The 26,276-nt window shown below is 71.1% G+C and carries 24 protein-coding genes; 8 read left to right on the top strand and 16 right to left on the bottom strand.

Going from position 1 to position 26,276, the window contains the following annotated elements; genetic code table 11:
- Positions 1 to 43: 43 nt before the first annotated feature.
- Complete coding sequence (locus ACZ303_RS10100; RefSeq protein ID WP_467337037.1) at positions 44 to 3,991, bottom strand: type I polyketide synthase; 3,948 nt, start codon at positions 3,989 to 3,991, stop codon at positions 44 to 46.
- A 480-nt stretch (positions 3,992 to 4,471) separates the two neighbouring features.
- Entirely contained in the window at positions 4,472 to 5,719 is a 1,248-nt protein-coding gene (locus ACZ303_RS10105; protein WP_467337039.1) for an outer membrane protein assembly factor BamB family protein, read from the bottom strand.
- Between the two features lie 101 nt (positions 5,720 to 5,820).
- On the opposite strand from ACZ303_RS10105, the gene ACZ303_RS10110 reads away from it, so the two are divergent.
- Positions 5,821 to 6,225, top strand: a complete 405-nt coding sequence (locus ACZ303_RS10110; protein ID WP_467337041.1) for a hypothetical protein — start codon at positions 5,821 to 5,823, stop codon at positions 6,223 to 6,225.
- Here ACZ303_RS10110 and ACZ303_RS10115 read toward each other — a convergent pair.
- The 3 genes from ACZ303_RS10115 to ACZ303_RS10125 all read right to left on the bottom strand — a co-directional run bounded on the left by ACZ303_RS10115 (position 6,206) and on the right by ACZ303_RS10125 (position 8,466).
- A complete protein-coding gene (locus ACZ303_RS10115; RefSeq protein WP_467337454.1) occupies positions 6,206 to 6,400 on the bottom strand; it encodes a ferredoxin in 195 nt (64 codons plus the stop codon). The two genes, ACZ303_RS10110 and ACZ303_RS10115, sit on opposite strands and share 20 nt — an antisense overlap.
- 38 nt (positions 6,401 to 6,438) lie before the next feature.
- Positions 6,439 to 7,662 carry a cytochrome P450 gene (locus ACZ303_RS10120; RefSeq protein WP_467337043.1) on the bottom strand — a complete coding sequence of 408 codons (1,224 nt, stop codon included), beginning with the start codon at positions 7,660 to 7,662 and terminating at the stop codon, positions 6,439 to 6,441.
- A gap of 198 nt (positions 7,663 to 7,860) precedes the next feature.
- The gene (locus tag ACZ303_RS10125; protein ID WP_467337045.1) at positions 7,861 to 8,466 is read right to left on the bottom strand and encodes a TetR/AcrR family transcriptional regulator; all 606 of its coding nucleotides are present in this window, start codon (positions 8,464 to 8,466) and stop codon (positions 7,861 to 7,863) included.
- Between the two features lie 160 nt (positions 8,467 to 8,626).
- Here ACZ303_RS10125 and ACZ303_RS10130 point away from each other — a divergent pair, with 160 nt between their 5' ends.
- Positions 8,627 to 10,201, top strand: a complete 1,575-nt coding sequence (locus ACZ303_RS10130; RefSeq protein WP_467337047.1) for an MFS transporter — start codon at positions 8,627 to 8,629, stop codon at positions 10,199 to 10,201.
- Positions 10,202 to 10,257: 56 nt separating this feature from the next.
- Here the strand turns inward: ACZ303_RS10130 and ACZ303_RS10135 are convergent, their stop codons facing one another.
- The 5 genes from ACZ303_RS10135 to ACZ303_RS10155 form a co-directional block, all read right to left on the bottom strand.
- The gene (locus ACZ303_RS10135; protein WP_467337049.1) at positions 10,258 to 11,202 is read right to left on the bottom strand and encodes a TetR/AcrR family transcriptional regulator C-terminal domain-containing protein; all 945 of its coding nucleotides are present in this window, start codon (positions 11,200 to 11,202) and stop codon (positions 10,258 to 10,260) included.
- Between the two features lie 108 nt (positions 11,203 to 11,310).
- Complete coding sequence (locus tag ACZ303_RS10140; protein ID WP_467337050.1) at positions 11,311 to 11,712, bottom strand: VOC family protein; 402 nt, start codon at positions 11,710 to 11,712, stop codon at positions 11,311 to 11,313.
- 250 nt (positions 11,713 to 11,962) lie between these two features.
- Positions 11,963 to 12,850 (bottom strand): WbqC family protein, encoded by an 888-nt coding sequence (locus tag ACZ303_RS10145; protein WP_467337052.1) that lies wholly within the window; start codon positions 12,848 to 12,850, stop codon positions 11,963 to 11,965.
- Entirely contained in the window at positions 12,792 to 13,463 is a 672-nt protein-coding gene (locus tag ACZ303_RS10150) for a YdcF family protein (protein WP_467337054.1), read from the bottom strand. Before ACZ303_RS10150 ends, ACZ303_RS10145 begins: the two co-directional genes overlap by 59 nt.
- Positions 13,464 to 13,479: 16 nt before the next feature.
- A complete protein-coding gene (locus ACZ303_RS10155; RefSeq protein WP_467337055.1) occupies positions 13,480 to 14,574 on the bottom strand; it encodes a helix-turn-helix domain-containing protein in 1,095 nt (364 codons plus the stop codon).
- Positions 14,575 to 14,767: 193 nt separating this feature from the next.
- On the opposite strand from ACZ303_RS10155, the gene ACZ303_RS10160 reads away from it, so the two are divergent.
- From ACZ303_RS10160 to ACZ303_RS10180, 5 genes are all read left to right on the top strand, one after another.
- Entirely contained in the window at positions 14,768 to 15,202 is a 435-nt protein-coding gene (locus tag ACZ303_RS10160; protein ID WP_467337057.1) for a hypothetical protein, read from the top strand.
- Positions 15,199 to 15,390, top strand: coding sequence for a hypothetical protein (locus ACZ303_RS10165; protein ID WP_467337059.1), 192 nt, complete (start codon positions 15,199 to 15,201; stop codon positions 15,388 to 15,390). Before ACZ303_RS10160 ends, ACZ303_RS10165 begins: the two co-directional genes overlap by 4 nt.
- A gap of 49 nt (positions 15,391 to 15,439) precedes the next feature.
- Positions 15,440 to 16,561 carry an adenosylhomocysteinase gene (locus ACZ303_RS10170; protein WP_467337061.1) on the top strand — a complete coding sequence of 374 codons (1,122 nt, stop codon included), beginning with the start codon at positions 15,440 to 15,442 and terminating at the stop codon, positions 16,559 to 16,561.
- Positions 16,562 to 16,566: 5 nt separating this feature from the next.
- On the top strand, positions 16,567 to 17,109 hold the full coding sequence (locus ACZ303_RS10175; RefSeq protein ID WP_467337063.1) for an NUDIX hydrolase: 543 nt from the start codon (positions 16,567 to 16,569) through the stop codon (positions 17,107 to 17,109).
- 96 nt (positions 17,110 to 17,205) lie between these two features.
- Positions 17,206 to 17,358 carry a hypothetical protein gene (locus ACZ303_RS10180; RefSeq protein WP_467337065.1) on the top strand — a complete coding sequence of 51 codons (153 nt, stop codon included), beginning with the start codon at positions 17,206 to 17,208 and terminating at the stop codon, positions 17,356 to 17,358.
- A gap of 33 nt (positions 17,359 to 17,391) precedes the next feature.
- Here ACZ303_RS10180 and ACZ303_RS10185 read toward each other — a convergent pair whose 3' ends face one another.
- Positions 17,392 to 18,723, bottom strand: a complete 1,332-nt coding sequence (locus tag ACZ303_RS10185) for an MFS transporter (RefSeq protein ID WP_467337067.1) — start codon at positions 18,721 to 18,723, stop codon at positions 17,392 to 17,394.
- Positions 18,724 to 18,893: 170 nt separating this feature from the next.
- On the opposite strand from ACZ303_RS10185, the gene ACZ303_RS10190 reads away from it, so the two are divergent.
- Positions 18,894 to 19,253, top strand: a complete 360-nt coding sequence (locus ACZ303_RS10190; RefSeq protein ID WP_467337069.1) for a hypothetical protein — start codon at positions 18,894 to 18,896, stop codon at positions 19,251 to 19,253.
- Here ACZ303_RS10190 and ACZ303_RS10195 read toward each other — a convergent pair.
- From ACZ303_RS10195 to ACZ303_RS10215, 5 genes are all read right to left on the bottom strand, one after another.
- On the bottom strand, positions 19,246 to 20,484 hold the full coding sequence (locus ACZ303_RS10195; RefSeq protein ID WP_467337071.1) for a GDSL-type esterase/lipase family protein: 1,239 nt from the start codon (positions 20,482 to 20,484) through the stop codon (positions 19,246 to 19,248). The two genes, ACZ303_RS10190 and ACZ303_RS10195, sit on opposite strands and share 8 nt — an antisense overlap.
- Before the next feature lie 178 nt (positions 20,485 to 20,662).
- Positions 20,663 to 22,267, bottom strand: a complete 1,605-nt coding sequence (gene serA / locus ACZ303_RS10200; protein WP_467337073.1) for a phosphoglycerate dehydrogenase — start codon at positions 22,265 to 22,267, stop codon at positions 20,663 to 20,665.
- 307 nt (positions 22,268 to 22,574) lie between these two features.
- Positions 22,575 to 23,576 (bottom strand): ketol-acid reductoisomerase, encoded by a 1,002-nt coding sequence (gene ilvC, locus ACZ303_RS10205; RefSeq protein WP_467337075.1) that lies wholly within the window; start codon positions 23,574 to 23,576, stop codon positions 22,575 to 22,577.
- A gap of 120 nt (positions 23,577 to 23,696) precedes the next feature.
- Positions 23,697 to 24,221: an acetolactate synthase small subunit gene (gene ilvN, locus ACZ303_RS10210; RefSeq protein ID WP_467337077.1), complete on the bottom strand. Its 525-nt coding sequence runs from the start codon at positions 24,219 to 24,221 to the stop codon at positions 23,697 to 23,699.
- Positions 24,222 to 24,241: 20 nt separating this feature from the next.
- Entirely contained in the window at positions 24,242 to 26,098 is a 1,857-nt protein-coding gene (locus ACZ303_RS10215; protein WP_467337079.1) for an acetolactate synthase large subunit, read from the bottom strand.
- Positions 26,099 to 26,276 lie beyond the last annotated feature (178 nt).

Raw genomic sequence — 26,276 nt, forward strand, 5'->3', positions numbered from 1 at the left:
TTCCCCTCTGGTGGGATCTGCCGGGTGCGGTGGGAGGACAGGTTCAGGAGTCCATCGGGGCGGTGGCCGTGCCGGCCGCCTCCGCCAGGATCACCCGTTGGAGCAGGTACTCCGCCAGTTCCTCGATGCTCTGGTATTCGAGTGCCTCCATCGCCTTGAAGCGGAAGTCGAGCTTCTCCTGGATGCGCCGCTGGAGTTCGGTGATGCTCAGGGAATCCAGGCCGATCTCCAGCAGGGCCAGGGAGGGGTCGAGATGATGGATGTCGACCTCCAGCTCGGCCGACATCCGCCCGAGGGTGTCGACGATCTCGTCGGTGAGCCAGCCGATGACCGCCTGCCGCCGCTCTTCGGCCGGGAGGGGCTCGACGCGTTCCCGCAGCTTCTGCCGCGAGTCGCTGCCGTCCCGGGAGTGGCTGTCGGCCGGTGCGGCCGGGACCGCCGAGGTGTCGGTGAGCGAGGCGATGCGCCGGAACTCGACGTCCTCCAGGTCCGCGAGGACGTTCCCGGTGTCGTCCAGGACGCGCAGCCGGGCCGTGAACGCGGTCCCGGTGTCGTTGGGCCGCAGCCGGATGTGGCCCCAGACCTGGTCGGGGAGGGGGCCGCGCAGCATCATGCGGCCGATGCCGACCGGGATGTAGGTGCCCCTGGCCGCGCCGTCGCGCGCCGCCGCGGCGGTCAGGTGCAAGCAGCCGTCGAGCATGGTGGCGAACCGGTGCTCGTGGCCCACGTGCGACGCCCCGTCGGGAGCGGCCGTGATCCGGCCCAACGCCTGGCCGCCCGCCTTGTCGAGCCACAGCTCGCGGACGGTGGAGAAGCTCGCGCCGTACTCCATGCCGTCCTCCCGCAGCTGCCCGTAGAGCCGCCCGGGCGCGAGCTCCGCGGACATTGCCGCGCGCAGTTCCCCGGGACGGGTCCCGGAGGAGCTCTGCTGCGGGGCCGGCCCGGCCTTCCCCTGGCAGTACCGGGGCGTGCCGTCCCCTCCGGCCACGGTGAACCGGAAGCGGCCGTCCGTCGCGGGCCCTTCGCCCTCCAGGTCGACCTGGACGCTGCTGGTCCTGGCGGGGGCCAGGAGGAGTGGCCGGACGAAGCCGACGTCGGTCAGCTCGACCGGCGCGGAGCCGTGGCCGTTGACCGAGGCGTAGGCGTTCACGGCCAGGTCCAGGTAGCCGGTGGCCGGGAAGACGGTCGAGCCGAGGATGCGGTGGTCCGCCCACGGCGTTCCCGGCCGCACCTCGTGCCGGTGGACGGTCCGGGTGGCGGGACGCGGCTCGGCCGGAGCCGCCGGGACCGTGGACTGCCGGCGCGGGGCCGGTTCCGCCGACTCGCCGCGGCCGGCGTCCGGCGCGGGCGTCAGCCAGTAGCGGTCCTTGCGGAACGGGTACTGCGGGGCGGACGAGGTACGGCGGTGGCGCGGGCCGCGGTAGAGCGCGGGCAGGTCGATCGCGGCCCCCGCGGTGAACAGGGCGCCCGCGGCGGTGAGGAGGTTGCGCACGTCCCGCCGGTCGCGCAGCAGGGTGGGGATCACCGTGACGCCGGTGGCGCCGAACGCTTCCGGAATGTGCGCCCGCAGGGCGGGGTGCGGACCGATCTCGACGACCACGGTGCAGCCCAGGGCCGCCACCGCGCGCATGCTGTCGTGGAACCGGACCGGCCGGCGGACCTGCTGGCTCCAGTACTCCGGCCCTTCGGCCCCGGTCAGGGCCTCGCCCGTCACGTTGGAGAACACCGGCACCGCCGGTGCGGCCGGGCGCAGCCCGGCGGCCGCCTTGCCCAAGTCGGGCAGAACCGGGTCCATCAGCGGCGAGTGGAAGGCGTGGGACGTGCGCAGCCGGGCGGTCCGGCTGCCCTTCGCCTCGGCGCGGCGCGCCACCTCCTCCACGGCCTCCGCCCGGCCCGAGACGACCACGGAGCGCGGGCCGTTGACCGCGGCGATCGAGACGTCGGCCTCCCGCCCGGACACCCAGCCCCGCACGGTCTCCGGGTCCGCGTCCACGGCCAGCATCACCCCGTCGCGCGGCAGCTCGCCCATGAGCCGGCCACGCAGCACGCTGAAGCGGGCGGCGTCCTCCAGGGAGAACATGCCGGCGACGCACGCGGCGGCGATCTCGCCGACGCTGTGCCCGACCACCGCGTCCGGGACGACTCCCCAGGAGCGCAGCTGGGCGGCGAGCGCGTACTCGACGGCGAACAGCGCCGGCTGGGCCAGGCGCGTGTCGTCGAGCGCCTCCGGGGACTGCTCCTCGAAGAGGAGCTGCCGCAGCGGCACGGGCAGTTCGCCGTCGAGCACCTCGGCGCACCGGTCGACGGCGGCGGCGAAGCCCGGTTCGGTGCCGTACAGTTCGCGGGCCATACCGGGGTACTGCACGCCCTGGCCGGTGAAGACGAAGGCGGTCCGGGCGGGCTTGGCAGGATGGCCGCTGCTGACCGACGGAGGCGTCCGGTGGGTCCGCCACAGCCGGAGGTCGTTGGCGATCCCGACGGTTCCCTGCCCGGTCACCGCGAGGCGGTGGCGGTGCGTGGCGCGTCCGGCGGCGGCGGTGAACACGGCCTCCGGCAGGGTCTCCTGGTCGCTTCGCGACAGATACTCCGCCCAGCGGCCGGCCAGCCTGTCCAGGCTCTCCGGGGACTTGGCCGACAGGACCAGCAGCTCGGCGGGGCGTGGCTCCGCCTCGCCGTCACGGGGCCGTGGCCGCGGTGCTTCGCGCAGGATCGCATGGGCGTTGGTGCCGCTGTAGCCGAAAGAGTTGACTCCGGCCAGGCGCGGGACGTCCCCCCGGGGCCAGGGCACGGGTTCCCCGGGAACCTCCACCGCGGCGCCGTTCAGGTCGATCTTGGGGTTCAGCCGGTCGAGGTGAATGCTGGGGTAGATGGTCTCGCGGTGCAGGGAGAGGGCGGCCTTGACGACGCCGAGGAGACCGGCGGCGGCCTCGGTGTGACCGAAGTTGCTCTTCACCGACCCGACGTAGAGCGGCCGGTCCGCGGTGTGGGCGTGGCCGTAGGCACCGGCGATGGCGTTCATCTCGATGGGGTCCCCGACCGGGGTCCCGGTGCCGTGCGCCTCGACGTAGCCGACCTGGGCGGGATCGACGCCGGTACGGGAGAGCACCGAGCGGATGACGTACTCCTGGGTCCGGCCGCTGGGCGCGGTCAGCGCGGGGGTACGCCCGTCATGGTTGATCGCGGTGCCGATGACGCTGGCCAGGATGGGATCGCCGCGCTCCTCTGCGAGCGACTGACGGCGCACCAGCGCGGCCACGCAGCCCTCACTGCGGACGTAGCCGTCCGCCTTCGCGTCGAACGCCCGGCACTGCCCGCTGCGGGAGAACAGACCCAGCTTGCAGAAGGAGATGTGCACCCCGGGCGCGAGGATCAGATTGACCCCGGCGACGATGGCCGAGTCGCACTCGCCGGTGAGGATGGACTGCCGGGCCAGGTGCAACGCGGTCAGCGACCCCGAGCAGGCGGTGTCGACCGTGAGGCACGGCCCCTTCAGGTCGAGGAAGTGGGCGATACGGCCGGCACTGATGCTGATCTCGTCGGCCACCGAGTCGTAGGCCGTGATGCCGGTGAGGCCCTCCACGTCGTGCTTGAGGACTGAGTAGTTGTTGCTGTTCATCATCGCCAGGAAGACGCCGGTGCTACTGCCCCTGAGGTCGAGGGGGTCCTGCCCGGCATGCTCCAGGGCGTGCCACACGGTCTGCAGGAGCAGGCGCTGCTGCGGATCCATGCGGACCGCCTCGGCGTCCGAGATCCCGAAGAACGCCGCGTCGAAACGGTCGACGTCGTCGACGAATCCGCCGTGGCGGACATAGGTCTTGCCCAGGGCCAGGGGATCGGGGTCGTAGAGCGCGTCCACGTCCCACCGGCTGGACGGGATCTCCTCGACGCAGTCCCGCCCTTCCCGCAGAACGGTGTGCATGTCGTCCAGCCCGTGCACTTTGCCGGGGAGCGTGCACCCGATCCCTACCAAGGCAATGGGCTCAGCATCCATGCCGACTTCTCCTTCTGCGGGCGAGGGGCGGCGCTGTCGTGCGGCCCGACACGGGGTCACGGCCCGGGACAGCCGTCAGTTGCGGAGCGTCACGCGAATTCGGTGCTGAGATCTCGAGCCTCGAACGAATTGCGGCTCTATGCATAGGTGCTGACCGAATTGTTCTTCGGCGCACCCGAGCAAGGCTAGGTGCGGGCCGGGGAGGGGGCAAGGAGCCGCAGGGGGCGGGACAACGGCTCCTGGAGGGCGTCGGCGGCGCCGTCTTGTGGCGGGCATGCGCCTCTCACGGCGTGCGCGGCGCGCGGGGCGGGGCAAGGCGTTCGGCAAGCGGTCGGAGGTGCGCCGGCGCGAACGCCCGTCGCCCGGCCGGCGACCTGCGGATGCGGCTGAGCCCTGCACAGCCGGTGAACCCCGGTTGGCGAAACCGGCGATCACCAAGACTTTCGCGCGTTTCCGCAGGAACCGCTGCCCGGTAGGCGCTCAGCCGGAGTCGGATGCGGCGCCGGCCCGGTAGACGTCGACCGACCGGGCCGAGGGGTCGTAGACCAGGCCGTAGCCGTCGTTGACCAGGTCGGGGGAGATCGGACCGATGTCCGTGCGGAGGTCTCTGCCGGTGCGGGCGTCGAGCGTCATGGCCTGCTCGGCCCGGGCGTAGACCGTCCCGTGCCACGCCGAGGTGATCTCGGGCGCGATACGGTTCGCCGGTCCGTCGGGCAGGCGCCACAGGACGCGCGCGGTGCGCACGTCCACGGCCCAGACGGTCGCGTCGCCGGAACCGTCGGCTCCGGCGCAGATCGTGGTGTTCCAGCCGTCGTAGTGGCACTCGTCGAGCGAGGTGTCGCCCGAGTCCAGGCGGGTCGCGCCGGTCGTGGGGTCGATCAGCAGGGTGCCGCCCGCCTCGGTTCCGTCGGCCCAGGTCAGTCCGGGTCCGGGGTCCGATGTCAGCGCCTCGCCGAGTCGGAGGTCCCGCTTCCACAGCCGGGAGCCGTCGGAGGTGGACCTGCCCGCGAAATCGCCGTCGCGGCGCACGCCGACCGCCACCGACCGTTCCAGATCCACCCCCTTGAAGTCGGTGTCGATCCAGAGGACCCGGCCGGTGCGCGTGTCGAGCAGGGCGGACAGGGGTGGCGTCTCCGCGTAGCCCTCCTCGTACGAGGCGACGAGTACGTGCTCGGCGTCGGCGCCGACCACATGGGGAACGGCCGCGGCGCTGTCTCCAGGGATCTCGCGCGTCCACAAGGTCCTGCCGGTGCCGGCGTCCAGGGCGATGACCGTGATGCCGTGCCGGTCGGGGTGGGTCCCCTCGCCCTGTTCGGTGGTGGCGAAGGCACCGATCACCTCGTCGCCCATGAGGCGGGGCACCTGGGCGACGCTGCCGCCGCCCGGGACGGCCGTGTGCCAGGCGATGTCACCGGAGTCCAGCCGGTAGGCGGTGACACCGACGTCGTCCCGGTCATAGGCGTAGGCAAGGCTCGCGCCCAGCGTCACCACGTCGGCGGGATCGGTCTCGCCGAGCGGGGTGGGCCACGCGCCCTGGAACCTGGCGGTGGGGGTTTCCGGGAAGGCCGTCGACGCGGCCTTCGGCTCGGCTGCCCGACCGCCCACGGACGGGTGCCCACCGCCGCACGCGGCCACGGAACACAGGACGCCGACGACGGCGAAGGCGACGGCGGTACGCGGTCGACGCCGCGCGGCGCCGCACCGGTTCGCGGAATCCATGGAGTTCATGGACACCAGAGGGTGGCAGAAGGATGATCAGGGCGAGGCCGTCTCCGCGAAATTCCGGAGCACGGGGCGGGCCGACCCGCCCACTCGGCGATCATGGTCCGATGACGGACGACACCCTCGACGACACCACCCCCACCATCGACCTCGACCTGGCCGCCGCCGAGATCACCCGCCGCCTGCCCGGCTGGCAGGCGCGTGGGCTGATGGCCGGGGCCGTGACCTGGGTCGACGCGGACGCGTCGTGGCCGCAGCCGCTGGAGACCGACCGGGCGCGGGTGACCGTGCCGTACTCGGTCGGGATCCAGGTCGACGGGCCCGAGGACTCGGGGCTGACGGTGGTGCTGTTCCGTGACGGGCGGGCCGATGTGGACTTCCTGGCCGTCGGCGCGGACGACGTACGGGCGGAGGCGCCCGAAGCCGCCGCACCGGGCGACTTCGGGGCCGTGCTGGACGATTGCGTCGCGCGCGCCTTCGGGTCGCCCGGTGCTACCCCTCCTCGATCGTGATCGCCTGAACCGGACAGGCCCGCGCCGCCTCCTTTACGAACGGGTCGCCGGCGCCGTCCTCGCGGCCGGGCAGGACGGTGCCGAAGCCGTCGTCGTCCTGGGTGAAGACGTTCGACGCGGTGAGGGCGCACTGGCCCGAACCGATGCACATGTCACTGTCGATACTGATGCGGATGTTGCTCATCGTGCGCTTCCGATCTCTCAATTGCCGGGTTACCAGGTGACGGGCAGAGCGAAGAGTCCTTGCAGCGTGTCGCCGGGCTTGACCGGCACCTCCTCGGGTGCGACGGCCAGGCGCAGCGTGGGTATCCGCCGCACGAGGGTGGTGAGGGCGATCTCCATTTCCGCGCGGGCCAGGTTCTGGCCCAGACACTGGTGGATGCCGTAGCCGAAGGCGACGTGGTGCCGGGCCGAGCGGTGGATGTCGAGGGTCTCGGGGGCGTCGTAGGCGGCGGCGTCGCGGTTGACGACCGATGTACCGATCATGATCCCGTCGCCGGTGCGCAGGGTCCGCCCCGCGATCTCGATGTCCTCGGTGGCGACGCGTACGAGCCCGTCGGCGATGGACAGGAAGCGCAGCAGCTCCTCCACCGCCCCGGGCATCAGCGTGGGATCGGCGCGCAGGGCCGCCAGTTCCGCGGGGTGTTCGAGGAGGGTGTACGTGCCGAGGGAGATCATGTTGGAGGTGGTCTCGTGGCCGGCCACGAGCAGCAGCAGCGTCATCATGACGAGCTCGTCGCGGTCGAGCTGTCCCTCGGCGAGCCGCTCGGCGATGAGTTCGTCCAGGAGTCCCTCGCCCGGGTGGGTCTCCTTGCGGTCGACGAGCCGGTGGAGGTAGTCGCGGAGTTCGTCGCGGGCGGCGGTCGACTCGCGGTCCGTACGCGCGGCGAGCAGGTCCCGGGACCGGGTCTCGAAGAAGTCGTGGTCCTCGTAGGGGATGCCGAGCAGCGAGCAGATGACCATCGAGGGCAGCGGCAGGGCGTACGCGGAGACGAGCTCCGCGCCGGGCCCCTTGGCGAGCATGGTGTCGATGAGGCTGTCGACGACGGCCTGGATCTGGGGGCGCATGGCGTTGACGCGCTTGAGGCCGAAACGGGAGATCAGCATGCGGCGCTGCCGGGCGTGTTCGGGGTCGTCGACGCCGAGCAGCGGGAGGACGACGGTGTGCTGCGACTCGGCGCGCGGCGCGACCACGGGAAAGGCCGGATTCTGTCGGTCGGTGGAGACTCTCGGGTCGGTGAGCAGCGTCCGGGCCTCGGCGTGGCCGGTCACCAGCCACACCACCCGCCCGTCGTACAACGTGACGCGGGTGAGCGGCCCGTTCGCCGTCAGCGCGCCGTAGCTCTCCGGTGGCTGGTACGGGCAGGTGCGGTCGCGGGGGAAAGCGGGAGCTGAGGGGGCCGGCGAGGCTGTGGAGCGGGTCCCGATGTCGGTCATGGCTCACCTTCCAGGCGTACGGACTGTTGCCCTCTACATCCAGTACGTCCAGTCCAAGCTCCACCGCCCCTTCGCGCCATGCCTAGTTCGGCCATATCCCGTACAACGCCGGAATATGTCTCAGGGGAGAGCGTTTTGGACAGATGTCACCCCCCGGCACGGCCGCGACGGCGTGGGTGCGCCGCGGCCGACGTGAGGTCACTTCCCGTCGATGGCGGGGGCGTCCAGGACCGTGCCGGCCAGCGCCCGCCGCATGCCCTCGACGAGCTCGGCACCGGTCGGCGCGGTCTTCGCGTCGACGATCCACTGCACCCACGTCCCGATGAAGAGCGCGTGGTAGAACGCGCCGGCGGTGCGCGTCGCCTCCTCGCTCACCTCGGTGTCCGGAACCCCCTCGAAGATCGCCACCATGCCCTCCCGGCCGCTGGGCTGGACCTCGGCGAACCACTTCTTCAGCTCGGGGTTGCCCCCCATCTGCCCGATCACCTCCAGCTGGACCCCCCAGAACCGGCGATCCCTCTCGAACCCCCCGATCAGCGCGTCCAGCGCGCCCGCGAGGTATTCGCCGCGCGAGACGCCCTCGCCGGCGCCGGCCGCGAGCGTCCGGCTCACCTCGTCACCCCACTCCTCCGTCAGCTTGAGGAAGGCCGCCATCATCAGCGCGTCCTTGGAGCCGTAGTGGTAACCGATGGAGGCCAGGTTGGCGCCCGAGGCGGCGACGATGTCGCGCGCGGTGGTCCGCACCCAGCCCTTGTCGAGCAGGCACGCCTTGGCGCCTTCGAGCAGATCTTCACGATGTCCCATGTCAGCAGCCTAACCGCGGCCATACGCGTGTACCAGACACCCGTACAAGACAACCGTCTCAGACGTCCGTACATGATCCGCGCGCATGCCGTAGGTGCATGACGGCCGTCTTATACAAGCGTCATAGACAAGCGTTTAAGACGTCCGTATAGTCACCGGCATGACGAACTCCGGCGTACGTGCCGGGCGCAAGGAATGGACGGCGTTCGTCGTCCTCCTGCTGCCCCTCCTCCTGGTCTCGATGGACGTCTCCGTCCTCTTCTTCGCCATCCCCGCCATCAGCAACGAGCTGGAGCCGACGGGCACCCAGCAGCTGTGGATCTTCGACAGCTACGCCTTCGCCCTCGCCGGGCTGCTGATCACCATGGGGTCGCTCGGCGACCGGATAGGCCGCCGCAAGCTGCTGCTCTTCGGCGCCACCGCCTTCGGCGCCGCCTCGGTGGCCGCCGCGTACGCCCGGAACCCCGAGATGCTCATCGCGGCGCGGGCCGTCCTCGGCATCGGGGGCGCGACGCTGATGCCGAGCACCATGGCCCTGGTGCGCAACCTGTTCCGGGACGACAAGCAGCGCTCGAAGGCGATCGGGATCTGGAGCGGGGCCATGGCCGGCGGCATCGCGCTCGGCTCGGTGCTGGGCGGGCTGATGCTCGATCACTTCTGGTGGGGCTCGGTCTTCCTGATCAACGTGCCCGCGATGGTGCTGCTGCTGGTCCTGGTGCCGCTGCTCGTACCGGAGTTCAAGGACCCCGCCCCGGGCCGGTTCGACCTGCCGAGCGTGCCGCTGTCGATGGGCGCCGTGCTGCCGGTGATCTACGGGATCAAGGAGATCGCCGCCCACGGCTTCTCCCTTCCCATGGCGGCGTGCGTCGCCGCCGGGCTGGCCGTCGCCGCCGTCTTCGTCCACCGTCAGCGCACCCGCCGCGACGCGATGATCAGCCGGGCGCTGTTCCGGCACCAGGCGTTCGGCGTCGGCATCGGGCTCAACACCCTCGCCACCTTCGGAATGATGGGCTCCGCGTACTTCACCACGCAGTACCTCCAGTCGGTGCTCGGCAAGGGCCCGCTGGAGGCGGCGCTGTGGGGCACCGTCCCCTCGCTCGCGGTGGGGATCACCGCTCCGGTGGCCGCCACCCTCGGCCAGCGGCTTCCCAAGGCGTACGTCATGGCCGCCGGTTTCGTCATCGGCGCCGCCGGTTACGCGCTGCTCGCCCTCTGCGGTCCCCGGTCGCTGGCGCTCGTGCTGGTCGGCGCGGCCGTCGTCAGCTGCGGCATCGTCATCGTGATGGCCCTGGTCTCCGACATGGCGCTCGCCACCGCCCCGCCCGAGAAGGCGGGCACCGCGGCCTCGCTGCTGGAGACCGGCCAGGAGTTCGGCGGCGCCATGGGCATGGCCCTCTTCGGCACGGCCGGCGTGGCCGTCTACCGCCGCGACGTGACCGACGCGCTGTCCGCCGAGCTGCCGCACGGCGCGCTGGAGGCGGCGCGCGAGACGCTCGGCGGCGCGGCGGCCGTCGCGGCGCGACTGCCGGGCACGGCGGGCGAGAGCGTCCTGACCGCGGCCCGCGAGGCGTTCACGCACGGCATGAACGTCGCGGCCCTCGGCGGCACGGCGCTCTTCCTCGTAGCCGCCGCCCTCACGGTGGCCGCGCTGCGGGGCGTACCGACGGACATCGGTACGGAGCCGCCGGCCGCCGGGGAGGCGGAGCGGACCCCGGAGGCCGCCGCCCGGCACTGAGAATCGGCCCGGCTCGGGTTACGAGCACGCGTACGCCACGTCGGCGCCCCTGTCCCTCACGGACCGGGGCGCCGCTCCGCGATGTACGCGCCCATCCCGTCCAGCAGCCGCAGCAACCCGAACTCGAACATCGAGTCCAAGGACAGGTCGACGCCCTGGTCTCGCAGGCCGCGCCCGTACCTCGCGTACCGGCCCGACTCGACGTTCTCGACCATCGCCGGGAACCGCGACTGGGTGTCCCGCTCGGCCTCGTCCTCCAGGTTCACGGCGACGCCGCGCACGAAACCCGCGACGGTGACGGTGATGTGGAGCACCGCCCGCGGGTCGAGGCCCAGCCGCACGACGGGGGCCATGGCCCACTCCATATGGGCCAGGGCGTTCGGCGGGAGCGGGGGGCGGATGAAGGACATCGCCTTCGCGAGCCACGGGTGGCGGCGGTAGAGCGCCCACTGCCGGCGCGCGGCCGCCTCCAGGCGCTCCCGCCAGCCCTCGGGCGCGTCGGCCGGTGGCTCGTCCTCGCCGAAGACGGCGTCCGCCATCATGACGACCAGCTCGCCCTTGCCCCGCACATGGCGGTACAACGCCATGGTGGAGACGCCGAGTTCGGCCGCGATGGCGCGCATGGACAGGGCCGCCGCGCCCTCCGCGTCGGCGATGCCGATCGCGGTCCGCACGATGCGCTCCCGGGTGAGCGCGGACTCGCCCTCGCGCGCTCCATTGCGCCGGGGCGCGCGCGCCGGAGGTCCCGCCGCCCGGCCGCCGGGCGACTCCACGACCGTACCCACGCCCGGCACGGCCCGTACGAGCCCTTCCTGGCGCAGCACCGCCAGGACCTTGGTGGCGGTCGCCATCGCGACGCCCCACTCCTGGGTGATCTGCCGGGTGGAGGGGACCTTGTCGCCCGCGCGCAGTTCGCCGGAGGCGATGCGGGCGCGGAGTTCCGCGGCGATCCGGCGGTAAGGGGCGGGGGTCGGAGCGGCCGACCGTTCCAGTGCACCCATGCGGGAAGGCTAGAGGGGGTGCCGCCGTCCGCGTACCGGGTACGCGACAACGCGTACGGCATACGCGTGGGGCGGGCGCCCGGCGGTGGTACGCCGGGCGCTCTCGGCTCACGCGGGCAGGCCGGCCGCCGTGCGTTCCGCCGCGCTGGCCTCTACGCAGAATTCGTTGCCGGCCGGATCCGCGAAGACGACCCAGCCCCTGCCGTTGGGCTTGCGCCGGTCGTCGACGACGGTCGCGCCGAGCGCCGCCACCCGCTCCACTTCCTCGTCGCGCGGCCGGTCCGGCTGCAGGTCGAGGTGGATCCGGTTCTTGAGTGTCTTCTTCTCGGACACCCGCACGAACAGCAGGCCGGTCCGACCGGCGGGCACGCGCAGGGCGACTTCGTCGTCACCCGGTTCGTCCCGCGGATCGACCGGGTGACCGAGCACCCGGCTCCAGAACTCGGCCAGCTCGTAGGGCTCGTGCGGCTCGGCGCAGTCGAAGGTGATGTGCCGGATGAGGGAAGTCACGTGGTCTCCTCGCGTACGCGGGTTCTGCTGCCTCGCCGGACTGTACGGGCGCGACGCGGGCGGCGGCACGGTCTTCGCCCACTGGCGTCGGAAACCCTCGCCACGTGCGCGCGGCCGGTCCGTCCCGCATCGATCAGGCACCCGGGCGACCGCCAGCAGATGCGAGCCGGCCGCGAGGAGTCCGGGTACGGTTCCGCGGCACGGGCGGCGGCGAGGGCCGCGCGGAACTGAGCGGACGTCGAGGGCCTGGTCAGGGTGGTCCACCAGCTGACGGCGGAGAACCGACAGCTGCGGACGGAGCTGACCGCCCCTGATTCGCGGGTGCGGGTTCTGCCCACCTGGCCTCACCCCGTCGGACGCTGAGGCCACGGCTCTGGCCGGCGATGGCCCGCAGGTTGTCGGCCAGAGCCCGGGGCCCGAAGCGCATCAGGGCCCGCAGGGCACTGATATCGCGGCCGGCCTCCCAGAAGTCGTCGGTCGGGACGATGAACCGCGTAATGGCGATGCCTTGGGCGGTGAAGGGGTGCGGCTGGAGGTACTGCATGCCGCCCGTTCCGCACAGATACGTGCGGGCGCCGACGGCGGCAGCCAGGTCAGCGAGCCGCTGCGAGCGTCCCGGCCGGGCAGGAAGGTCGCTGCTGCGGAGAAGGCGGCCTCGCCAGCCGAGGAGGTCCAGCAAGGCCCGGGCGGATGCCTCGGCGACGGCCGCCGTCCGGTCGCCGGCGAAGGCGTCGAGAACCGGGGCCAGGCCCTGTTCGAAGTCGGGCCAGTGAGGGCTGGCCCCATACTGCTGCCTGAGCACGCGGGCAGTCCGCTGCTGGGACCGTCCGGGCTCGGCCATCACCGCGTCCCTGATCAGCGTCTGGCGACCGAGGGGGAGATGGGTGGGAATGGACAGCCACCGCCGGTCAGCCGGGTTGTCCAGGGCGGCGAGGCGGGTCCGGTGCTGGTAGTCGCGGCGGGTGAACTGGACGTCGTCCAGGACGATCCAGCAGTCCGCCGCGAACAGCTTGGCCAGCGTCGCAAGCCGGGGGAAGAAGTTGGGCTGGTGGATGGCACACCGACCGCCCGGCGGTGGTTCAGGTGTTGAGCAGGCGGCTGTCGAAGCCGTCCTTGAGGAGAGATTCGTATGCGGCATGCACGTCCTCCGGAACGTCCTGCTCGATGGCGAAGCCGAGCTTCGGATACTCGATCACCCGCTGCAGATCACCGACGAGCTGATCGACGACAAGCTTCTCGTCGCCGATCGTCTTCAAGTAGTCGTCGAACTCCAGTGACGCCGAGGCACAGACCACCTCCACCCCGGGCCAGACCTTGCGGGCAGTGGCGAACGCGCGTCGCTCCATATAAGGCATGGAGACCAGCAGCACGGTCTTCATGGCGATCCCGGCGGCAGCCAGGACATCGCGGGAGAAGGTGATGTTCTGGCCGGTGTTGCGCGCGTTGGGCTCAAGCAGAACCGCTTCGTCGGGGACGCCGAGGTCGAGCGCGTGCTCGCGGAAGTGGACGGCCTCGCCCCGGGGGAAGCGTCCTGGGTGGGTGGGGTTGGGGCCGCCGGAGAAGACGAGGGTGGGGAAGAGCCCGGATCGATACAGCTCGGCACAGAAGGCGGGGACGCCCAGGTCGTGGCTGCCTAGGCCGATCGCGGCATCCGCGAGCCGGAGCTCGTGGCCCATCTGGTGGTAGTCCCAGATCAGCTTGGCTTGCTGACGCTGGCCGTCGGTGATGGCCCGCTGGATGTCCGTCGTCACTGGCGTCTCTCCCTGGTCACCGCCGCCGGGGGCCGTCCGCCCCCGCGGTCTTCCGGATGCTCTCGATGCTGGCCAGCTGGTGGCTCATGCCGTATTGGGCCGCCAGCTTCGCAGCCCGATCGAGGGCTGTCAGGCCATCATCCAGGGTGGCAGGGTCGGACAGCAGGATGTGTCCGTGGGCGGTGTCCAGCCGCACCCGCTGCATCGGAGAGTCGATCACTCCGGTGCTGCGGGCGATGCCGATGAAGTGCAGGGCTTTGCTCAGGACGCCGGCGCCCCGGTGGGCGAGGGCGAGTTTCTGGTGGGCGACGGACCAGTCGTCCGGCTCGCCGAGTTCTTCGAAGTCGCGGGTCGCGGCGAGCATGACGCGCCCCGCATGGTCGTGCTCGCCTTCCTTGCTCAGTGCGGTCCCCACCCACAGGCGGGCCCTTGCGCGGTCGCGGCGGGCGAGCCGGTCATCGACGGCGAGGTGTTCGTAGTGGCGGGCGGCGGTCTCCAGGCGGCCGGACATCTCGGCGACGACGGCCAGGGAGAGGTCGAGCTGGGCGACGCGGCGGGGGATGTCGAGCTGGGTGAAGATCGAGCGGGCTCCGGTATACGCGTGCTGGGCCGAGAGCGGCCCGACCACCGTCCCCTGGTCGCGCTTGAGGTCGCCCATGAGGGCGGTCGAGCGGGCTAGGAGATACAGGCCCTTGTCGTCCAGCTCTGGCGGCCGGAAGCGGTTCAGCCACCGGCCCAGCAGGTTGTCGGCGAACGCGAAGTTCTGGCGGCTCAAAGCGACGACGACCCGGTCCAGATCGTCGGTCCACGATTCGTACTCCCAGGCCCGGGGGCCGGCCGAAGTGACGCGGAGGGTGGTCGCGGGCGGCCCTCCGGCCTCGGAGAGGAACGTCTCGAACCGCAGATGCACCGCCGCGTCCGCTCGGGCGAGTGCGGTGTCCAAGATTGCCTGAGTGTCCGGGCGGGGCTCGGTCGTGGCCAGTAATTTCTCCCATTTGGAGACGGTCCTCACCGCGACGCCGAGGTGCTGGGCGAACGCTCGGACGCTCATCCGCAGGGCGAGACGCAGGGCCCTGGCTTCCAGGCCGGTCCAGTGGTGCACGGTCGCCACGCGTCGCTCCCTTCCGAGAACTCATGCAAGCACGGCGCACGCATGCGGGGGACGGAAGTGCCACGCAAGTGCAACGCCGCGTCATTTCGTCGCCGCCCGTCAGGGAGGACGCTTCCAGTCCCAGGTCACAGCCCCTTTATTGCCCGGGGCGGCCTTCCTGTTTCGTCTCCTTGATCTCTTGGACGGTCACCTCATGGAACCTCTTACCGAGCACCGCCGCGTCAGCGGCCCGGTCGTCCATGGCTTCCTGCGGCTGGTCAACGTCTCCACAGCCCGTCAGAAAGCCTTGGAGGTCTCGCTGGCCGAGTACTGCCGCCAGCACGAGCTGACGTTGTCCGGACTGTTCACCGAGCGCGTCACCACAGTGAACTCGGCGGCGTTCACCGGGCTGATGGACGCGCTGGAAGTGCCCGGCACCTACGGAGTCGTGCTGCCCTCCGCCTCCCACCTGGGCCCCAGGGCCATAGCCACAGCGCGGGGCAATCGCATCGCGGCGACCGGAGCCCGGCTGCTGCTCGTCCGCGAAGAAACCCCTAGCCCGCCCCGTCGCAGGCACCCCGGACAGAGCGGCTCTCGGGCCTGGCAGTGGAGGCACGGGCCCGCACCGGCGCTGGAGGCCGAGTCATGAGCGCCTGGACGTGGTCGGGCACCGGCCCCGACGGACAGGACATCGCGCACATCCTGCTTGCCCACCCGCCCGGACACACCAGCCACGACACTCCTGCCGCAGTCCGCGGCCGCCACTCTCCTGGTGCCTATCTCGACGCCGCTCTCGCGGCCGACCGGCTCCTCTTCGGCCTGGCCTGCACCCTCTGACCCACCAGCCGCCCATGCACGACCCCACACTCACCGAAAGGGAACTGCCATGGAACCCTTCGATCGCGCCCGGCTGGACGCCTACTTCTCCAAGATCTCCACCCAGTTCACCCCCACCGATCAGGCCACCTCGTTCCTGATCACCCACCTGCTCACCGAACGTCCCGGCTTCGTCCGCGCGGTCGCCGCGATGACCCGGCTGCGGGCCGTGCTGCCCAAACCGAAGTCCATCCACCCCTCCGCCCGGCGCGAGGTCGAACAGACCATCCCCTGTGACACGCTCTCCCGCGAGCTGTTCACCGACCCCGACACCGCCCTGGACTACCTGGAGGTCCGGGCGGCCGGCGAGCCCGTGGTCCTGCTGGACGTCGGCGGCTACTTCGCCCCCACCCTGGCCGAGCTGCACAGCCGCTTCACCGGCCAGGTTCTCGGCGTCATCGAGGACACCGAGAACGGCCACCGCCGCTACTTGGAGCTCGACAAACTGCCCTGCCCCGTCATCTCGGTCGCCCGCTCGCCGCTGAAGGACCCCGAAGACTTCCTTGTCGGCCAGTCCATCGTCTTCTCCACCGAGGCCGTCATGCGCGACCGAGGCGACATCCTCCACGGTCGCCCCGCCCTGGTCATCGGTTTCGGCAAACTCGGCTCCTCCATCGCCCGGCTCCTGCACGCCAAAGGCGTCCAGGTCACCGTCTGCGACATCGACCCCGTCCGCCGCACCCAGGCCCTCTCCCAGGGCTTCGTCGTCGCCCGCGACCGAGAGGCCACACTGGCCACCGCCGGCCTGGTGCTCTGCGCGACCGGCGCCCGGTCCCTCAAGGGTGAGGACTTCTCCCACCTGCGCAACGGCGCCTACGTCGCCACCGTTACCTCGAAGGAGGACGAACTCGAACTGGACGCACTGCCCGACGTCTACACCCGCACCATGGTCGGCGAGCACGTCACCCGCTACCAGACCACCGGCCACTACTTCTACCTCGTCAACGGCGGCAACGCCGTCAACTTCTTGCACGGCGCGAGCGTCGGACCCTTCATCTTCCTGGTCCAGGCCGAGATCCTGGCCGCGATCAGGATGCTCACCCGCGCTGACCTGGCCCCCGGCCTCCACGAGGTCAGCGCGGACGACCGAGCCGCGATCGCGGCGACCTGGCTCTCCTACTTCAACAGGTGATCGACTTGGCCATCACGGCAGACCACATCCGCACCACCATCCACGCCTACCTCGACGAACACCTCGACGAGAAGCCCACCCTGGCCCCCCTCCTCGGCCTTCTGGACGACGGCGCCGACCTGGCCAGCCGCAAGGAATTTCGTGGCCACGCCACCGCCGGAGCCATCCTCACCCGGCCGGACGGGCGCATCCTGCATATCCATCACCTGGCCCTGGACAAGTGGCTGTTGCCTGGCGGCCACCTCGAAGCCCAGGACGGCACCCTCCTCGAAGCGGCACTGCGGGAGCTCACCGAAGAGACCGGCATCCCCGCCGAATCCGTCACAGCAGCAGCGGACCGGCCCGTTCACATCGACGTCCATCCGATCCCGGCCAACGAGGCCAAGGGCGAGCCTGACCACCAGCACATCGACTTCAGGTTCCTCTTCCGCACCACCACCGACGTCCACCGGCTCCAGACCGAAGAGGTCAGCGACGCCGCCTGGCGCACGGCCGAAACGATCAGCGATCGATACTTGCGGAACCGAGTAGCCGCCGCCGTCCGCTAATCGCAGCGTCTGTGCTCAGAAAAGCAGAAGTGCATCAGGTGGTCACACCCTCTGGAGTGACCACCTGATCTGCGCCCTGACCAAATTAATCAGGTCATGGGACGCGACGGATCCCGACTCCAGCTGCGTCCGCCCGCCGGAGGGCGGGAATGGGACGCCGACCCGAGCCGGACCCGCCCCGCCACCGACGCCGAGCTGCTCAGCACCAAGGTGCAGGCCGTGAACTCCGGTAGCCGGTGGGGAAAGTGAGCGCCCGCGCGCAACGGTTCCGGCGGGCGACGCTCACTCCGTAAGGTCCGCGACCGCTTCGGCGGCCGGTCGGGGCGTCATGTCGCGGCCGGCCTCGGCGCAGCCGGCCGGCAGGTCGCGCCGCCCCCGCATCGGACCCAGCGCCAGGATCAGCCAGCACAGTGACAGCAGCCCCGTCATGACCCACATCGTCGGCCGAAGGCCGATGACCTCGCCGAGGAACCCCGCCAGCAGCGAGCCGAGCGGAATCGTGCTGTGGTTGATGACCATCGTCGTCGCGACGACCCGGCCCAGCAGGTGCGGCGGGCAGTAGCTCTGCCGGAAGCCGCCCAGGACGACGTTGCACGCGACGATCCCCGCCCCTACGACGAACGCGCCGGCCCCGAAGAACAGCAGCCCGGCGCCGGGCGTGGTCAGCGGCAGCAGGAGTGCGAAGGGGCCGGTGAGCAGCTGCAGGAGGAGCATTCCGCGGGCCGTGCCGAAGCGGCGGCCGACGGGGGCCGCGAGCAGTCCGCCGAGGACGCCGCCCAGGCTGCCGACCATGATCAGGACGCCGACCGTCGCGGGCGTGACCCCCACCTCGCGCACCAGGAAGACGATCTGGACCCCCTGGTACCCCATCAGCGCGAGGTTGACCACCGCCCCGTACGTCACCATCGGCCGCAGGTAGCGGTCGCGGGTGACGAACCTCAGGCCCTCACCGATCTGTTGGCGCAGCGTGGGCGCCGATTCCGACACCGCCGGGGCCGGTTCGCGGACCCGGATCATCGTCAGGCACACCGTCGAGATCACGAACGTCACGGCGTCGATGAGCAGCCCGAACACCGCGCCGAACGCCTGGGCGATCAGGCCCGCGACTCCCCTGCCGAGCACCCGCGTGGCGGCCTCGCCGCCCTGGAGCCTCGCGTTTCCCTCCAGCAGGTGGGGGCCGTCGAGCACGGCGGGTACGTACGCGTGGTAGGCGGTGTTGAAGACCACCGCCGACATTCCGCACACCACCGCCACCGCGAGCAGGTGGCCGAAGGTGAGCGCGTCCAGCCACGCGGCGAGCGGTACGCTCGCGTACATGACCGCCGATACGAGGTTGCAGGCGATCATGAGGGGCCGTCGGCGGAGTCGGTCCACCCAGGCGCCCGCCGGCAGTCCGATGACGAGCCAGGGCAGCCAGACCGCCGCCGCCAGCAGGCCGACGGCGAAGGAGTCGACTCGGAGAACGGCCACCGCGATCAGGGGTAGGGCCACGGTGGTGATGCTGGCGCCCAGTCCGCTGCTGGTCTCGCCGATCCAGAGCAGGCGGAAGTCTCGTTGCCGGAGCACCCCGAAGGGGCGGCGTCCGACGGCCGTGGGCTCATCCGTCGTGTCCATGATCAGAATCATCGCCCGTGCCCGCGCGGGACGCCCGGGAATTTCCCCCGGGCCCCGATCGGCCCCGACCGGCCCCCGGGTCCGACCGGCCGGAGTTTGAGCCCGGCTACTCAGCCGAAATGAGTACGCTCCCCCGTCCCCCACCTCTCCCCGCCGCGTTGAATGGAGCCATGGCACCTTCCGAAACAGCCCCCGGCACCGACGCACCCCGGACGGAGCCGTCCACGGGCAACGGCCGCGGGGCGCGCGTCGGCGCGATCGCCGGACTGATCGCGCTCGTCCCCATGGCTGTCGTCGCTTTCATCCTGTACCTGACCACGGAACGGGCGGCCGCCTGCCTGATGCAGGGCGAGCAGTGCTCGGCGATGGCCGACGGCTGGATCTACGGAGGGTTCGTCACAGCGGCGGTCCTCGGCGTGCTGGCCGTCAACTGGCCCAAGCGGTGGGCGGCGTTCGGCGAGGCGCGTACGCTGACGGTCCATGGCCAGTGGGGCGCTCAGTTGATCATGGCGGTGGCCATCCTCAGCTAGGCGTGGCGCGCGTGGGCTCCTGGCTCCCGGCGGCGAAGGGACCGCCGTCGCCGAAGGCGTGCTCGGCGAAGCGCTCGCCGATGCGGCGGTGGCCGGCGGTGTCCGGGTGGAGCTGGTCGGGCAGCGGCAGCTCGGCGAAGTCCGGTTCGCCGTACAGCGAGCGGCCGTCGAGGTAGTGCAGGTGCGGGTCGTCGGCAGCCCGCTGCTTCACGAGGCGGGCCAGTTCATCCCGGATGACGTTGAGTGTCAGCTGCCCGCCGGAGCGGTCCGATGGGTCGCCAAGGGCCCGGAAGCACACGGTGCCGCCGTCGAAATCCGGTGCGGCGGGGCCCGGGGTGTCCTCGTGGATGGGGCACAGAACGGGCGAGACGACCAGCAGCGGCGTGGTGGGGTGCCCCTCGCGGAGGGTGTCGAGGAAGCCGTGGACCGCCGGGGCGAAGCCCCGCAGGCGCATCAGGTCGTGGTTGACCAGGTTGATGCCGATCTTGAGGCTGATCAGGTCCGCGGGGGTGTCCCGCATGGCGCGCGCGGTGAACGGGTCGAGCAGGGCGTTGCCGCTCAGCCCCAGGTTGATCAGCTCCACGCCGCCGCGCGCGGCGGCCAGCGCCGGCCAGGTCGCGGTCGGGCTCTCGGCGGCGGAGCCGTGGCTGATGGAACTGCCGTGGTGCAGCCACACCCTGCGGCCGTGGTCCGGCGCGACCTCGACGGGGGCGTCCGTGCGCAGGGCGATCAGCTCGGTGACCTCTCCCTGCGGCAGCCAGATCTCGATGTCCTTCTCGCCGGCGGCCAGCTCGGCGAACCGGGCGGTGCCGGGCGGACCGGGGTGGGTGACCGCGGACCCGGTGGCCATGTCGACGACGTGGACGTTGCCGCCGGCCACACCGGCCCGGCCGGCCGGACGGCCGTCGACACGCAGGTCGTACACACCGTCCGCGGGGGCCGGGGCACCCTCGTAGGAAGTCCTCGTGGGGAGCGCGTCCAGCTCGATGACGGTGGCCCGGGTACGGAAGGCCAGCCGCACGCCGGAGGGCTGGGCCTCGACCATGGCCAGGTGTTCGTCGGGGAACTGCTTCCGGGCCCAGGCGGGCAGCCGGTGCGGCAGCACGCCGTGCGCGGTGCGTTCCACGTCGAGGGCGCCGCGCAGGAGGCCCGCCTCGATGGGCGTGGTGATCCAGGCGGTCACGTCACCATCCTCGCGGCGGTCGGGGGCACCGGTGAGCTGGGAGTTCATGGGCCCAGCCTGTCAACCGGGCAACCGGTCCGCACCCGGATTCCCCCCTTTACCGCGACCGTGGCCCATCGGCGCCCCATGTCCCGCCTACGGAACGGGCCCGGTCGCACCCCCCGTGACAGGGGTGCGACCGGGCCCGTACGAACAGCGTCGGCCGGCCGGTACCAGCCGGTCACCGTCAGTCGGTCAGGTTGACCGCGCGAGCGGACACCGCGCCGATCTCCTCCGCGATCTCCTGGAGGACCGGGAGCGGGATCGACTCGTCGACCGTGAGGGCTACCAGCGCCTCGCCGCCCTCCGTCGCACGCGACACCTGCATGCCCGCGATGTTGATGCCGGCCTCGCCGAGGATGCGGCCGACCGTGCCGACGACGCCGGGGCGGTCGCCGTAGCGCAGGAAGGCCATGTGGTCGGCGAGCGCCAGGTCCACGTCGTGCTCGCCCACGGCCACGATCTTCTGGAGGTGCTTCGGGCCCGCCAGGGTGCCGGAGATCGAGACCTCGTCGCCGCCGGAGAGCGTGCCGCGCACGGTCACCACATTGCGGTGGTCGCCCGACTCCGAGCTGGTGGTCAGCCGGACCTCGACGCCGCGCTCCTGCGCGAAGAGCGGTGCGTTGACGTAGCTGACCGTCTCGTCGACGACGTCCTCGAACACGCCCTTGAGCGCGGAGAGTTCGAGCACCTTGACGTCGTGCTGGGTGAGCTCGCCGTACACCTCGACGTCGAGCCGGACCGCGACCTCGCCCGCGAGCGCGGTGAAGATCCGGCCGAGCTTCTCGGCCAGCGGCAGACCCGGCTTGACGTCCTCGGCGATGACGCCGCCCTGGACGTTGACCGCGTCCGGCACCAGCTCGCCGGCCAGCGCGAGCCGTACCGACTTCGCGACCGCGATGCCCGCCTTCTCCTGCGCCTCGCCCGTGGAGGCGCCCAGGTGCGGGGTGGAGACGACGTTGTCGAACTCGAACAGCGGGGAGTCCGTGCAGGGCTCGGAGGCGTAGACGTCCAGGCCGGCGCCCGCGACGCGGCCCTCCTTCAGCGCGGTGGCCAGCGCCGCCTCGTCCACGATCCCGCCGCGCGCGGCGTTGACGATCCGGACCGACGGCTTGACCTTGTGCAGCGCCTCGTCACCGATGAGACCGAGCGTCTCGGGGGTCTTGGGCAGGTGCACGGTGATGAAGTCGGCGGTCTCCAGCAGCTCGTCGAGCGTCAGCAGCTTGACGCCCATCTGCGCGGCGCGCGCGGGCTGTACGTACGGGTCGTACGCGACGATCTTCATGCCGAAGGCGGACATGCGCTGGGCGACGAGCACGCCGATGCGGCCGAGGCCGACGACGCCGAGGGTCTTCTCGGAGAGCTCGACGCCGGTGTACTTCGAGCGCTTCCACTCGCCGTTCTTCAGCGCGGAGTTGGCCTGGGGGATGTTGCGCGCGGTGGCGATGAGCAGGCCGCAGGCGAGCTCGGCGGCGGTGACGATGTTGGAGGTCGGGGCGTTCACGACCATCACGCCGGCCTTGGTGGCGGCGGAGACGTCGACATTGTCCAGGCCGACGCCGGCGCGGGCGACGACCCGCAGCTTCTTCGCGACCGCGATCGCCTCGGCGTCGATCTTGGTGGCGCTGCGCACGAGGACGGCATCGACATCGGCGATCGCGGGCAGCAGCTCGGCGCGGTCCGCGCCATTGCACTGCCGGATCTCGAAGTCCGGTCCCAGGGCGTCGACGGTGGCGGGCGACAGCTCTTCGGCGATGAGTACGACAGGTTTACGGGACGAAGCAGTGCTCACGTGGTCCTCACTAGTCCTTTGCGGATGGCCGTCCCGACGGCCCAAGGCGGTGAAGGGGGGCAGCCGCGTGGAAGACGCACGACGCTGTGAGCCTACGGCGTTTGTTGCGGAGCAGTGTATCGGTGCTTGTGGCTCGCGCCGGTGCGGATGGGGGAACGTCACCCGCTCGGGGCCGGACATGTGGGCGCAGTCCGGGCGCGTGTCGCCCCCCGTCGACGGGCGGACGCGATCCGCCCGCCCGGCGACCGGGGGCAGCGGGGAGTCCCGGGGCGGTGGCCCCGGGACTCCCCGCACCTCGTCGGAGGTGTTACTCCTTGTCGTCCACCCAGCTCATCAGCTTGCGGAGCTTCTTGCCCGTGGTCTCCAGCAGGTGGTCCTCGTCGGCCTTCTTGTACTCGTTGTACTTCGGCAGACCGGCCTGGTACTCCTTCATCCAGTTGTTGGCGAAGGTGCCGTCCTGGATCTCGCCCAGGACCTTCTTCATCTCGGCCTTCGTGGCGTCGTTGACGATCCGCGGGCCGGTGACGTAGTCGCCCCACTCGGCGGTCTCGGAGACCGACCAGCGCATCTTCTCCAGGCCGCCCTCGTACATCAGGTCCACGATCAGCTTGAGCTCGTGGAGGCACTCGAAGTACGCGATCTCCGGCTGGTAACCCGCCTCGACCAGGGTCTCGAAGCCGGCCTTCACCAGGGCGGACGCACCGCCGCAGAGCACGGCCTGCTCGCCGAAGAGGTCGGTCTCGGTCTCCTCGGTGAAGGTGGTCTTGATGACACCGGCGCGGGTGCCGCCGATCGCCTTGGCGTACGAGAGGGCCAGCGCGAACGCCTTGCCCGTGGCGTCCTGCTCGACGGCCGCGATGCACGGCACGCCGCGGCCCTCCTCGTACTGGCGGCGGACCAGGTGGCCCGGGCCCTTGGGGGCGACCATGCAGATGTCGACACCGGCCGGGGCCTTGATGAAGCCGAAGCGGATGTTGAAGCCGTGACCGAAGAACAGCGCGTCGCCGTCCTTCAGGTGGTCCTTGACGGACTCCTCGTAGACCTGGGCCTGGATCGGGTCCGGGACGAGGATCATGATGACGTCGGCCTCGGCCGCCGCCTCGGCCGGGGTGACGACCCGCAGGCCCTGCTCCTCGGCCTTCTGCTTGGACTTGGAGCCCTCGTGCAGGCCCACCCGGACATCGACGCCGGAGTCGCGCAGCGACAGCGCGTGGGCGTGGCCCTGGCTGCCGTAACCGAGGACCGCGACCTTGCGGCCCTGGATGATGGACAGGTCGGCGTCGTTGTCGTAGAACAGCTCGGCAGCCACGTGAGGTATCTCCTTGTTTCCGGGTTTCCGGTTGTACGTCCCACCGTATGACGGGCGGGTGAGGGGGGGTAGCGGGAAGGGGGCTTCTGACCGGAACGGGTCTTCCGGCCAGGGGGCGCGTCAGGCCGACCGGTCCAGGGCGCGCAGGCTGCGGTCGGTGATGGACCGGGCGCCGCGCCCTATGGCGATCGTCCCGGACTGCACCAGCTCCTTGATGCCGAACGGCTCCAGCATCTTGAGCATCGCGCCGAGCTTGTCGCTGCCGCCGGTGGCCTCGATGGTGACGGCCTCCGGGGAGACGTCGACGGTCTTGGCGCGGAAGAGCTGGACGATCTCGACGATCTGGGAGCGGGTCTCGTTGTCGGCGCGGACCTTCACCAGCACGAGCTCGCGCTGGATGGCGTTGCTGTCCTCCAGCTCGACGATCTTCAGCACGTTGACGAGCTTGTTGAGCTGCTTGGTGACCTGCTCCAGCGGCAGCGACTCGACGTTGACGACGATGGTGATGCGGGAGATGTCGGGGTGCTCGGTGACGCCGACCGCGAGGGAGTCGATGTTGAAGCCGCGGCGGGCGAACAGGGCGGCGATCCGGGTGAGGATGCCGGGGGTGTTCTCCACCAGGACGGAGAGCGTGTGCTTGGTCATGTCTGACTTCCTCGTCGTCCTCAGTCGTCTTCGTTGTCGCCGAAGTCCGGGCGGACGCCGCGCGCCGCGAGGATCTCGTCGTTGGAGGTGCCGGCGGCGACCATCGGCCAGACCATGGCGTCCTGGTGGACGATGAAGTCCACGACGACCGGGCGGTCGTTGATGGAGTTGGCCTTCTCGATGACCGCGTCCAGCTGGGCCGGGTCCTCGCAGCGCAGCCCCACGCAGCCCATGGCGTCGGCCAGCTTCACGAAGTCCGGGACCCGCGTCCCGGCGTGCGACTCGGTGCCGTCGGACTCCGGGCCCGCGTGCAGCACGGTGTTGGAGTAGCGCTGGTTGTAGAAGAGGGTCTGCCACTGGCGGACCATGCCCAGGGCGCCGTTGTTGATGATGGCGACCTTGATGGGGATGTTGTTCAGGGCGCAGGTGACCAGTTCCTGATTGGTCATCTGGAAGCAGCCGTCGCCGTCGATGGCCCAGACCGTGCGGCCGGGCGCGCCGGCCTTGGCGCCCATGGCGGCGGGCACGGCGTAGCCCATGGTCCCGGCGCCGCCGGAGTTGAGCCAGGTGCGGGGCTGCTCGTAGTCGATGAAGTGCGAGGCCCACATCTGGTGCTGGCCGACGCCGGCCGCGTAGATGGTGTCCTTCGGCGCGAGCTGTCCGATGCGCTGGATGACCTGCTGCGGGGAGAGGCTGCCGTCGTCGGGCTGGTCGTAGCCCAGCGGGTAGGTCTCGCGCCAGCGGTCGAGGTCGGCCCACCAGGCGCTGTAGTCGCCGGTGTGGCCGTCGGCGTGCTCGGCGTGGATCGCGACGATCAGGTCGGCGATGACCTCGCGGGCGTCGCCGACGATCGGCACGTCGGCGGCGCGGTTCTTGCCGATCTCGGCGGGGTCGATGTCCGCGTGGACGATCTTGGCGTACGGGGCGAAGGAGTCGAGCCTGCCCGTGACGCGGTCGTCGAAGCGCGCGCCGAGGGCGACGATCAGGTCGGACTTCTGCAGGGCGGTGACGGCGGCGACGGAGCCGTGCATCCCCGGCATGCCCAGGTGCTGCGGGTGGCTGTCGGGGAAGGAGCCGAGGGCCATCAGGGTGGTGGTGACGGGGGCGCCGGTCAGCTCGGCGAGGACCTTGAGCTCCGCGGTCGCGCCGGCCTTGAGCACGCCGCCGCCGACGTAGAGCACCGGGCGGCGGGCCTGGGTGATCAGCTTGGCGGCCTCGCGGATCTGCTTGGCGTGCGGCTTGGTCACCGGGCGGTAGCCGGGCAGGTCGGTGTGCGGGGGCCAGCTGAAGGTGGTGCGGGCCTGGAGGGCGTCCTTGGCGATGTCGACGAGCACCGGCCCGGGGCGGCCGGTGGAGGCGACGTGGAACGCCTCGGCGATCGTGCGCGGGATCTCGGCGGCGTCGGTGACCAGCCAGTTGTGCTTGGTGATCGGCATGGTGATGCCGCAGATGTCCGCCTCCTGGAAGGCGTCGGTGCCGATCGCCTTGGAGGCGACCTGGCCGGTGATCGCCACCAGCGGGACGGAGTCCATGTGGGCGTCGGCGATCGGGGTGACGAGGTTGGTGGCGCCCGGACCGGAGGTGGCCATGCACACCCCGACCTTGCCGGTGGCCTGCGCGTATCCGGTGGCGGCGTGACCCGCGCCCTGCTCGTGGCGGACCAGGACGTGGCGGACCTTCGAGGAGTCCATCATCGGGTCGTACGCCGGGAGGATCGCACCGCCGGGGATCCCGAACACGATCTCGGCCCCGACCTCCTCGAGCGAACGGATGAGGGACTGCGCACCCGTGACGTGCTCGACGGTGGCGGGCTGGTGCGCCGCGCCGCTACGGGCCCGCGGCTGCGGATGGTGGGCCCCGGTGGCCTGCTCGGTCATCGACATTCTCTTCTCGAAGGATTCGACGGATGATTCGACGGATGAGGATTTGGGCGGTTCTGCGTGGTTCCGCGTAGTTCTAGTGCAACAAAAAACCCCTCGTGCCGTGAGGCAAGCGAGGGGAGCGCGCCGGGAGTGGTCAGCAGGGCCTGGGAGGGTGCCTGCTTCAGCCGACGCG

This window comes from Streptomyces sp. NPDC023527 (assembly GCF_055560115.1).